This window comes from Pseudomonas fungipugnans (assembly GCF_029955235.1).
Taxonomy (GTDB): domain Bacteria; phylum Pseudomonadota; class Gammaproteobacteria; order Pseudomonadales; family Pseudomonadaceae; genus Aquipseudomonas; species Aquipseudomonas fungipugnans.
The window spans coordinates 3,110,351-3,121,616 of the sequence record NZ_JARBWL010000002.1 but is presented as its reverse complement, the minus strand read 5'-3'; the positions used below and the strand labels follow the sequence as shown (position 1 = coordinate 3,121,616).

Below are 11,266 nucleotides of genomic sequence, written 5' to 3'. Positions count from 1 at the left end.
AAAAGGAGCAAGTCAGATGACTCGCATACGCAAGTGGCTACCGAAACTCGCCCTGGTGGCAGCCTCGGTGATGGCGATTTCGGCAACTGCCGGAGCCGCTGAAAAACCCAACATTCTCGTGATCTTCGGCGACGACATCGGCCAGACCAACATCAGCGCCTATTCGATGGGTGTGGTCGGGTACAAGACTCCGAACATCGACCGCATCGCCAAGGAAGGCATGATGTTCACCGACTACTATGCGGAGAACAGCTGCACCGCAGGACGGTCGTCCTTCATCACCGGCCAGACGCCGTTGCGTACCGGCCTGTCGAAAGTCGGCGCGCCCGGCGCCTCGGTCGGTCTGCAAAAACGTGACATCACCATCGCCCAGGCACTCAAGTCCCAGGGTTATTCCACCGGCCAGTTCGGCAAGAACCACCTGGGCGACAAGGACGAATACCTGCCGACCAACCACGGTTTCGACGAGTTCTTCGGCAACCTGTATCACCTCAATGCCGAAGAAGAGCCTGAGCGTCCGTACTGGCCCAAGGACGACGCCGAGTTCGTCAAGAACAACTCGCCACGTGGCGTGATCCACAGCTTCGCTGACGGCAAGATCGAAGACACCGGTGCCCTGACCGCCAAGCGCATGGAAACCATCGACGACGAAACCACCGCCGCCGCGCAGGCGTTCATCGAGAAACAGGCCAAGGCGGACAAGCCGTTCTTCGTCTGGATGAACACCACCCGCATGCACGTGTTCACCCACGTTCGCGATTCGATGAAGGGCCAGAGCGGCATGCCCGGCAACGAATATGCCGACGGCATGCTCGAGCACGACGGTGACGTCGGCAAACTGCTGAAGACCCTCGACGACCTGAAAATCGCCGACAACACCATCGTCGTCTACACCACCGACAACGGCCCGAACCAGTTCTCCTGGCCGGACGCGGCGACCACGCCGTTCCGCAACGAGAAGAACTCCAACTGGGAAGGCGCCTATCGCGTACCGGCGATTATCCGCTGGCCGGGCAAGATCAAGGCTGGCGAAGTGTCCAACGAGATGTTCTCGGGCATGGACTGGTTCCCGACCCTGCTGGCCGCCGCTGGCGATACCGGTGTGAAAGACAAGCTGCTCAAAGGCTGGGCACCCGTGTCCGGTGGCGCCAACTTCAAGGTGCACCTGGACGGCTACAACCAGCTGCCTTACCTGACCGGCCAACAGCCTAAAGGCGAGCGTCACGAGTTCTACTACTTCAACGACGACGGCATGCTGGTGTCGATGCGCTTCGACAACTGGAAAGCGGTGTTCTGCGAACAACGTGCACCCGGTGGTTTCAAGGTCTGGAGCGAGCCGTTCGTGTGCTTGCGCGTGCCGAAAATCCTCAACCTGAGGATGGACCCGTATGAACGTGCCGACGTGGTTTCCGATCAGTATTACGATTGGGCCACCAAGAACGTCTACCTGGTCGCTGTCGCAGTGACCAAGTCCGCACAGTTCCTGCAAACATTCATCGAGTACCCGCCGAGCCAGAAACCGGCGAGCTTCAGCGTTGACCAGATCCGCGCTGCGGTCGATGCAAAAATTGCTGAAAAAATGAAAGCTGCACAGCCTGCACAGTAAGACCGCTGGACCGCCGCCCGCCCTTGTTGGCGGGTGGCCTTATTTTCGACCTGGGATTGTGTCGGTCCCATTCGCGAGTAGGCTCGCTCCCACAGGGGATCTTTGGTGTACACAAAATGTGTGACCAGCATAGATCCCTGTAGGAGCGGGCTTGCCCGCGATGAGGCCAGCACAGTCACTGGTTTTCAAGAATTGGAACAAGGCCGTCCGCAATGTCCTCACGTGTCGCCAGCAAGTCGTCGGCCATACCTGCCGCTCAAGCCGTTGCAGCGCCAGCGCTGCTGACCCCTGCCCTGCTGCTGTTCGTCTCAGGCGCCGCAGCGCTGGTGTATCAGGTGCTGTGGATCAAGCAGCTGTCGCTGGTGGTGGGCGTCGAGGTGTATGCCATTACCGCCGGGATCAGTGCGTTTTTTGCCGGGCTGGCCCTCGGTGGCTGGCTGTTCGGACGCTGGGCAGACCGCTTGCAGCAACCGGTGCTGCTGTACGCCGGGCTGGAAGTGCTGGTGGCGGTGCTCGGCGTCAGCGCGACTGTTGCCATGAGCCTCGCCGCCGCCCCGTTCGCCTGGCTGCAACAACAGGTCGGCGTGTTGGCCTGGGTGCTGCCGTTTGCCCTGGTCGGCCTGCCAGCCGTGTTGATGGGCGGCACCCTGCCAGTGCTGGTGCGCTCGCTGACCACCGACCCTGGGCAACTGGGCAAGGCCGGTGGTCAGCTGTATGCCGCCAACACCGCAGGCGCCATCGCTGGCACCTTGCTCGCCGGTTTCGTGCTGATCGCCGCCCTCGGCGTACGCGGCAGCGCACTGGCCGCTGCCATGCTCAACCTGTTGGCCGCTGCCGGGGCCTTGTGGTTTCAGCGCCAGCGCATTGCCCTGGCCCAAGCACCTGCCCATCCGCACCGCGACAAAGCCCACGACCGTCTGGCCCTGTGGCTGTATTCCATCGCTGGCGGCGTGGCGCTGGGCTATGAAGTGGTCTGGTCGCAATCGATCGTGCAGTTCATGAGCACCCGCACCTACGCCTTCGCGGTGGTGCTGGCGACTTACCTCACCGGGCTGTTTCTGGGCAGTCTGTTGCTGGCCCGTCGGGTTGATCGCATACGCGATCCCTGGGGCGTGTTCGGTCTGTTGATTGCCGGTGCCGGGTTGATCGCGCTGCTGGAAATCGCCCTGCTTGGCCGCTGGCTGGTGCTGGCCCAGAGCGTGGCCGAAGGCTGGATGTTGTCGCTGGGCGCCAGCGAATTGCTGGGCATGAGCACCCGCTTTGCCGTCGCGGCGCTGAGTATCGTGTTCGTGCCGACACTGTTGCTGGGGGCGGCGTTTCCGCTGGCCCTGCACCTGAGTGTCGGGCGTGAACAGGTTGGTCGGGATGTCGGCGCGGTGGTTGCATTCAACACCCTGGGCGGGATTATCGGGGTGATGCTCTGCGGCTTTGTGCTGATCCCGCTGCTGGGGCTGGTGCGCACCCTCGGGCTGCTGGCGATTGTCGCTGCCGGCGTCGGTTATTTTGCGGTGCGCAAAGGTCATCATGTGAAAAAAGGCCGGCGTCAGGCGGTGGTCGCCCTCGGCTTGCTGTCGGTGGCCGTGGCATTGCTGACACCCATGGACAAGCTCGCCAGCCTGCTGCCGGGCGCGCGCAACGGCACCCTGGCGTTCTATGAAGAAGGTCGCGGCGGCACGGTCGCCGTGGTCACTCAGGGCCGGGGTCAGAAGGCCTTCCAGCGTTTGTACATTCAAGGGGTTTCCAACACCGGCGATGCCATGCCATCGCTGCGCTACATGCGCATTCAGGCGCTGCTGCCGCTGTTGATTCACAGCGGCGAACCACGTTCGGCGCTGGTGATCGGTTTCGGCACCGGCATCACCGCAGGCGCCCTCACGCGTTATCCGGGGCTGGAACATCGGGTGGTCGCCGAATTGCTGCCATCGGTGGTCAAGGCCGCGCCGCTGTTCAAGGGCAACTTCAATGCCGCTGCCGATCCGAGCGTGGACGTACGCCTGCGCGACGGTCGCCAGGAGCTGTTGCGCAGCCCGCAAACCTATGACCTGATTACCCTCGAACCGCCGCCGCCCTCCGCTGCCGGCGTGGTCAATCTGTATTCGCGGGACTTCTATCAACTGGCCGCCAGCCGTCTGCAGAAACAAGGCCTGGTCGCCCAGTGGTTGCCGCTGCCGACCCAGAACATCGATGACTCGCGCTCCCTGGTGCGCAGCTTTCTGGATGTCTTCCCCTACGCCACGCTCTGGACCAGCGAGTTTCACGAAATGCTGCTGGTAGGTTCGCTGCAGCCGATCGAACTGGACGCGGCGATCATCAACCGGCGCTTCCAGCAAGACAGCGTGCGCAGCACCTTGCAGGACGTGGGCATCGGCTCGGCGGCGGCGCTGATGGCGACCTGGGTCACCGACCGTGCCGGGCTCGAACGCTTCGCCGCCAATGCGTTGCCGGTGACGGACGATCAGCCGCGCATCGAGTACGCGCCGTGGGTGCGGGCCAAGGAAATCAGTCGGGTCTTGCCGGCGTTGCTGGACCTGCATATCGCGCCGCCACTGGTGAATGCCGATGCAGGATTCGTGGAGCGGATGAACGTCCACCAGCAGCGGCTGATGCAGTTTTATCGGGCGAGCCTGCATGCGTACGATGGCGACCGCGATGCGTGGGCGCGGGACATTCGGGAGGTGATGTCGGGGGATTCGGGGAATCCGTATTACCGGTGGTTTGTCGGGGAGTGATGTGGCGTCTGACAGTCAGTCATCGCGAGCAAATCGAATTGCTCGCGATGCTTTCAGGCTTTAGTGCGATTTCAATTGCAGATACGACTGATGCATATCCGAAGCCCAGCCATCGATCACGGCCTTGACGTCATCGGCCTTCATCACCTGCGTGTCGTTTTCCAGCGGCTTGCCAGTGCCTTTGCGCACCACTTGGGCGACCACGGTGTTGCCATTGAGGAACACTGCTTCGGTGGCCAGGGTGGTTTCCTGATCGCGAATGCCACTGGCAGTACTGACGGCAGCGGCGACCAGCGCAACCGGGATGATTTCATACGGCTTGAGGCCTTCGGTCTTGCTGCTGACCGCCGTGATCGCCGCACGCACCACAATCACGCCCGGCCCTGGACCTGCGGCCAGTGGCAAGGATTTACCCAGCTCACGCTTGAGCGCCTGGTCGTAATAATGAGTGATGCCACTGAGGGTGCTTTGCGGGATTTTCACCGTCGGCTGAGGCTGTGGGTAGAGCTGGGTCGGCTCGATGTAGACGCTGGTGAACTGATTGACCTTCAGCGAAGGATCGACCCAGCGCATGACTTCAGCGCCCGACGGCGACTTGGCAGCCTGGAGCCGGCTGTAGTCGCCGAGAAATCCGGAATACTGGTCCGGCTCAACCTGTTTGCTGGAGCAGCCGACCACCCCCAGAGAGGCAATGCACAGTGTGCTCATCATTAACGCAAACTTCATCCTGTAACTCCTTTACGAGGTCGACACGGTGTTGGAAATAGGAACGTTAGTTATAGACAAAAATCAGCCACTTGCCGCCTGAACTTCGAATATTCATATAAGCCTGTGGCCCAGTGCACAACACTGGATTGACAGAAGCCGGTCATCCGGCAAAGCTGCGTCAGCCTGAAAAAAAAGCTTCAAAGCGCGCCCTCACCGGCCAACGCACTCGGACTACGGAAGTCGCAATGCGCACGCATAAAAATAAAGCTGCCACCCCAGAACCTGATTCGCCGAACGCCCCGATTTCCCGTTATCTGTTCCCCGTCACCATTGCCGCATTGCTGCTGGCCGTGGCGGGCATCGGCTGGTTTCTATTGAGCAGCAAACCGGCGCCTCAGGTGTACACCCCGCCGCCTACGCCCGCGGTCCAACCGGCCAAACCGGCACCCGTGGCCATGGCTCCGGCAAAAATGGTCGATGAGCAACAATGCCAGGGCTGCCACAGCGAGCAGGTCAAGGACTGGCAAGGCTCTCATCACCAGTTGGCGATGCAGCAAGCCAACGCGCAGACGATGCTCGGTGACTTCAACAACGTCACCTTCAAGGCCGAAAACGAAACCACGAAATTCTCGCGCAAAGGCGACGAGTTCTGGGTCAACACCCCCGGCATCGATGGCAAGAACGCTGACTTCAAGGTGGCCTACACCTTCGGCATCGCGCCGTTGCAGCAGTACCTGATCGAGGTCGGCGAAGGCCGGTTGCAGGCACTGGGCGTGGCTTGGGATACCCAAAAGAATCGCTGGTTTCACCTGTATGCAGGTCAAGGGGTCAACTTCAAGAACCCACTGCACTGGAGCAAGCCGAGCCAGAACGCCAACTTCATGTGCGTCGAGTGCCACACCACGGGCTACAAGCGCAATTTCGATGCGGCAAAAAACACCTTCGACAGTCAATGGAACAGCCTCGGTGTCGGCTGCCAGGCGTGTCACGGTCCGGCGTCGAATCACCTGGAATCGATCGCGAAAAAGACCGACCTGATCCACGCCGGTTTTGCTGTCGACCTCAAGGACAAGAACGCCACCGTCGAGATCGAAACCTGCGCCCGCTGCCACGCCCGACGCGCCCCGCTGGGCGATGGCTACACCGTCGGCAAACGGCTGATGGACGACTACCTGCCCAGCGTGCTGACCCGCGAGCTGTATGCGCTGGACGGCAAGATCAAGGACGAAGTGTTCGAACACGGCTCCTTCGCCCAAAGCAAAATGTTCGACAAGGGCGTGCGCTGCAGCAACTGCCATAACCCCCACAGCACCGAACTCAAGGCGCCGGGTAACGGGGTGTGCCTGCAATGCCACAACACCGCCGGCAAGACGGCGGTGCAAGGCGTCGATGGCAAGGGCCTGCAAGCGAAGAACTACGACGCCATCGAACACACCCGCCACACCATGGGCCAGCCGGGTTCGCAGTGCGTGGATTGCCACATGCCCGGCAAGTTCTACATGGGCAACGACTTGCGGCATGACCACAGCTTCAGCATTCCCAACCCCGAGCGGGCGAAAAAACTCGGCACGCCGGACGCCTGCCTGAGCTGCCATCAAGGCAAGGCCGGCGACAAGATCACCGAGCAGTTCAAGCTGTGGAATACCGCTTCGGCGTCCCCCGTCCAGGCAGCGCGTTATGACGAAAGCCTGTGGCTGATCCGCAACGGTCAGCCGGGAGCGGCCAATGCGTTGTACGAGCAATTGCAGCGCAACAATCTGCCGGCGATTCAACGCGCGACGCTATTGGCCGAGCTGGCGCTGTACCCCAGCGACCAGGCGCTGAAACTGGCGACCCAGGACTTGCAGAACCCGGCGCCGCAAGTGCGTGAAAGCGCAGTGCGGGCGATCAGCGCGTTCCTGCCGCCCCCGGAGCGTGCGCCGCTGTTGACGCCGTTGCTGAGCGACCCGGTGAAGGCGGTGCGGATTGTCGCGGCGCGGGATCTGCTGAGCGTCGCGCGCAATGGTTTGGGTACGGCCCAGGCCAACTGGGAAGCAGCGATTGCCGAGTACGAAGCCGTGCAGAAAAGCCTGGCGGAACGGGCCGAAGCCAACCTCAATCTGGCGATGCTGTATCAGGCCAGTGGTCGCAGCAGCGAAGTCGAACCGCTATTGCGTAGCGCAATCAAACGCGACCCGGATTTCTACCCGGCGCGGGTGACGCTGGTGCAATGGCTGGAAGCCAGTGGCCGTGGGCCAGAGGCGCAGGCGCTGCTGGAACAGAGCATAAAGGACCACCCGGACTCGGCCTTGCTGCTGCACACGCAGGGGCTGTCACTGATCCGCGCCGGCAAAACCGCCCAGGCCATGCCGCTGCTGCGCAAGGCCGCCACCCTGGAACCGCAGAGCGCGCAATACGGATATGTGCTGGCAGTGGCGTTGCATGACAGTGGCAAGGTGGCCGAAGCCTGTGACGAGCTGGAACGCCTGCTGAGCCTGCAACCGGCCAATCGCAATGCGCGGTTGTCGTTGATCCAGTACTACCTGGAGAACGGCCAGGAACCCAAGGCCCAAGTGCTGTTGCAGGGCTGGAAGAAAATGAACATGGGGGATCCGGCGCTGAAATGATGGGGGGCTGATTCGAAGGCCTCTTCGCGAGCAGGCTCGCTCCCACATTGGATCTGCGGTGTACGCAAAACCTGTGGGAGCGGGCTTGCTCGCGAAGAGGCCGGTACAGCCTACAAAAAAATCTCAGCCGAGGCTCACCACGACGACCCACTCTTCGCCGCCAGCTCCCGCCGGCTGTTGGCCCGCATCGCCTTGATCAGCGACACCGTGCCCACCAACAGGATCGCGGCGCCAAACAGGAAGTCGATGTTGTACAGCTGGAAGTCATGCATCGGCCCCACCAGCAGCAAGCGGATCGCGCCGATACTCACCAGCGTTGCCAGGAAATCAATCCCCGGTTCGTCACGATAAAACACGTGCAGCAACGGCAGGCAAATCACCAGCAGCAACAACAGGACGATCACCTTGAACGAGCCCTTGCGCTCGACGCTGAAGGCGCACTCCTGTGCGGCATAGGGTTTGTAGTCTTCGTCGCGCACCATCGAATTTTTCTCGTTGATGTACTCGACGCGGTTGTATTTCTGGATCGGGGTGAAGGTGTTCGACATCTCCATCACCGTGGTGATGTGCTTGAAGCGCAGGTCGATGCGCTCGTTGCCCTTGAGGTAATAGAGCACCGGTTTGTAGCCGTAGCGATACGTGTCGAAAGGAAATTCCGTGGCGCGGCCCTGCACGCTGATCGGCCGCGATTCGAGCTCGGCGTAGGCGCTTTTATTGTCCGAGGCCAGGTTGCGGCTCAGGGGCTTGATCGCGACCTGTTCGAGCAAGACCGGCATGGCGCCGTATGACCATGGCAACGGTTCCAGACGCAGGCGCAGTTGATTGCGCCCCAGGTCGTAGCGGTTGAAGGTGCGTTCGGAAACGATGATCGAGCCGCCGAGCATGAACTCGCCACGCAGGTTGTTGGTGACGCGCAGGGTCAGTTGATCCTTGCCCAGCGACAAGGCATCGGCCGACGGTGGCGTGCCGCACCAGGCGGTGCTGTCGAATGCGCCGCCCAACTGCCCGCTACGGTTTTCCTGAAAGATATAAACGTAGCTGCCCCACAGGACCAGCATCAACAGAAATGCCGTCAGGCCCAAAATCTTCTTGCCCACAGTCACCGCCAGACTCCCTTCTTGGTATCGTCCATTCAGCCAAAAACCGCTGAGTGGGCGGACTCTACCAAAATGCCAGTACTGGCCCAAGCAAAAACACCAGGGCGATGAAGATCCCCCTGTGGGAAATTCTTTTGTGGGAGATCCCCTGTGGGAGCGAGCTTGCTCGCGATTGCGGTTGCACATTCAACACATTTGTTGGCTGCCAAGCCGTCGTCTCGAGCAAGCTCGCTCCCACAGGTACTGCATTGCGCCAGGTAGATACTTCGGTGATTCAACGCCGCCGAAACAACGGCCGCGGCTCAATCACCGAGCGCCCATACAACACGCTCATCCCCGCCAACCCCTTGAGCGCATCCTCGACCGACTTGTCCTCGCGCACCGCAAAGCTGTCGAATCCGCATTGACGCATATGGCTGAGCTGATCGCGCAGCACATCGCCCACAGCCCGCAACTCCCCCAGCCACCCCAACCGCGTGCGCAGCAGGTACGCCTGGCTGTAGGCGCGGCCATCGCGAAAGCTCGGGAAATCCAGGGCAATCAGTGGCAGCAACTTCAGCCACGGCTTGAGGTTTTCCACCTCGTCGTCCGGCCCAAGCCAAACCGCATCCCGCGCCGGCTCATGTTCAAGACGGCGATGCAGCCAGACGGTCAACGGCAACATCAACGGCCCCGACGGCAACAGACCGCCAGTATCACGCACCAGCGTCCACGGATCATCCGTGACAATCCGCGCCTCGCCCTCCTCCAGCCGCAACAGATTATTCATGCCAACACCTCCATGACTTTGGGGTAGATGCGTTCCTTGAACGGCTCCAGACCAATGCGTGCCAGGGTGTCGATAAACAGCTCCTCGCTCTCGCGATAACGGACAAAGGTACCGATGATTTTCTCGATCACCTGCGGCACTTCAGCCGCACTGAAAGACGGGCCGATGACTTTGCCCAGTGTGCTGTTTCTGCCCTGGGCGCCGCCGAGGGTAATCTGATACCACTCGCTGCCGTTTTTATCGACGCCCAGAATGCCGATATTGCCGATGTGGTGATGGCCGCAAGCGTTGATGCAGCCAGAGATGTTCAGGCTGATGTCGCCCAGATCATGCAGATAATCCAGGTCTGCGAAACGCGCCTGAATACTCTGCGCCACCGGGATCGATTTGGCGTTGGCCAGCGCGCAGAAGTCGCCGCCGGGGCAAGCGATGATGTCGGTCAGCAAACCGATGTTGGCGCAACCCAGGCCTTGCTCGCAGGCCAGGCACCACAATGCATGCAGAGCCCCCTTGGGCACATCCGGCAGGACGATGTTCTGTTCGTGCGCGATGCGGATTTCACCGAAGCCGAACTGCTCGGACCAGTCGGCCACGGCGTCCATTTGTGTAGCGGTGACGTCACCCGGTGGCGAGGCGGCACCCGTTTTGGTCGACAGCACCACGCAGGCATAACCCGGCACCTTGTGCGGCTGCACGTTGCGCGTCACCCAGCGGGCGAAGGCCGGGCTGTCGGCCAGGTGCGTGCCGAAGTCCAGATCCGTGTTGGGCAACAGGCGGTAAACCGGTGGCACGAAGGCGCTGGCCACGCGCTGATATTCGGCGCCAGTCAACTGCGCCGGGCCGTCCTTGAGGTGCTGCCACTCGTCTTCCACTTCCTTGGCGAAGGCCTCGATGCCCAGCGCCTTGACCAGAATCTTGATCCGCGCCTTGTACTTGTTGTCTCGCCGGCCGTGGCGGTTGTAGACCCGCAGCACCGCCTCGACATAGGACAGCAGGTGCTGCCACGGCAGGCCTTCGCGAATCTGCAAACCGAGGATCGGTGTGCGCCCCAACCCGCCACCGACGATCACCCGCAGCAGCATTTGCCCATCCATGCCGGGGTAAAGATACAGGCCTATGTCATGCATCATGATCGCGGCGCGGTCCTGTTTCGCCGAGCAGATGGCGATCTTGAACTTGCGTGGCAGGAACAGGAATTCGGGGTTGATGGTCGACCATTGCCGCAGGATCTCGGCCAGCGGGCGCGGGTCGATCAACTCGTCCGCCGCGACACCGGCAAAGGCTTCGGTGGTGATGTTGCGCACGCAGTTGCCGGAGGTCTGGATCGCGTGCATTTCCACCTGGGCCAGGCGTTCGAGGATGTCCGGCACCCGGGCCAGTTCGATCCAGTTGAACTGCATGTTCTGGCGGGTGGTGAAGTGGCCGTAGCCACGGTCGAAATCCCGGGCGATGCTGGCCAGGGTGCGCATCTGCCGGGCGCTCAGGGTGCCGTACGGAATGGCCACCCGCAGCATGTAGGCGTGCTTTTGCAGGTACAGGCCATTTTGCAGACGCAGCGGCAGGAATTCCTCTTCACTCAACTCCCCGGCCTGAAAGCGTTCGACCTGATCGCGAAACTGCGCGACCCGCTCGAACACCAGCGCCCGGTCATAGTCGTCGTACTGATACATCTTGCTACCTCATCACAATGGCGCAAAACCTGCGGACGCGGGACTTTGTGGCGAGGGAGCTTGTCCCGCTTGAGTGCGCAG

The 11,266-nt window shown here is 61.5% G+C and carries 7 protein-coding genes; 3 read left to right on the top strand and 4 right to left on the bottom strand.

The window, feature by feature from the left end:
* The first annotated feature begins 16 nt into the window (after nt 1-16).
* Complete coding sequence (locus POF45_RS29590) at nt 17-1,606, top strand: arylsulfatase (protein WP_259494500.1); 1,590 nt, start codon at nt 17-19, stop codon at nt 1,604-1,606.
* 212 nt (nt 1,607-1,818) lie between these two features.
* Nucleotides 1,819-4,335: a fused MFS/spermidine synthase gene (locus POF45_RS29585; RefSeq protein ID WP_282317417.1), complete on the top strand. Its 2,517-nt coding sequence runs from the start codon at nt 1,819-1,821 to the stop codon at nt 4,333-4,335.
* A gap of 60 nt (nt 4,336-4,395) precedes the next feature.
* Here POF45_RS29585 and POF45_RS29580 read toward each other — a convergent pair whose 3' ends face one another.
* Nucleotides 4,396-5,061 (bottom strand): DUF3313 domain-containing protein, encoded by a 666-nt coding sequence (locus POF45_RS29580; protein WP_259494502.1) that lies wholly within the window; start codon nt 5,059-5,061, stop codon nt 4,396-4,398.
* Between the two features lie 227 nt (nt 5,062-5,288).
* Here POF45_RS29580 and POF45_RS29575 point away from each other — a divergent pair, with 227 nt between their 5' ends.
* Entirely contained in the window at nt 5,289-7,649 is a 2,361-nt protein-coding gene (locus POF45_RS29575) for a tetratricopeptide repeat protein (protein WP_282317416.1), read from the top strand.
* Between the two features lie 134 nt (nt 7,650-7,783).
* Here the strand turns inward: POF45_RS29575 and POF45_RS29570 are convergent, their stop codons facing one another.
* From POF45_RS29570 to POF45_RS29560, 3 genes are all read right to left on the bottom strand, one after another.
* Nucleotides 7,784-8,752, bottom strand: a complete 969-nt coding sequence (locus POF45_RS29570) for a hypothetical protein (RefSeq protein ID WP_282317415.1) — start codon at nt 8,750-8,752, stop codon at nt 7,784-7,786.
* A gap of 268 nt (nt 8,753-9,020) precedes the next feature.
* Nucleotides 9,021-9,515: a DUF934 domain-containing protein gene (locus POF45_RS29565; RefSeq protein WP_259494505.1), complete on the bottom strand. Its 495-nt coding sequence runs from the start codon at nt 9,513-9,515 to the stop codon at nt 9,021-9,023.
* Nucleotides 9,512-11,185 carry a nitrite/sulfite reductase gene (locus tag POF45_RS29560; RefSeq protein ID WP_282317414.1) on the bottom strand — a complete coding sequence of 558 codons (1,674 nt, stop codon included), beginning with the start codon at nt 11,183-11,185 and terminating at the stop codon, nt 9,512-9,514. The genes POF45_RS29565 and POF45_RS29560 overlap by 4 nt, the downstream gene beginning before the upstream one ends.
* Nucleotides 11,186-11,266: the final 81 nt, after the last annotated feature.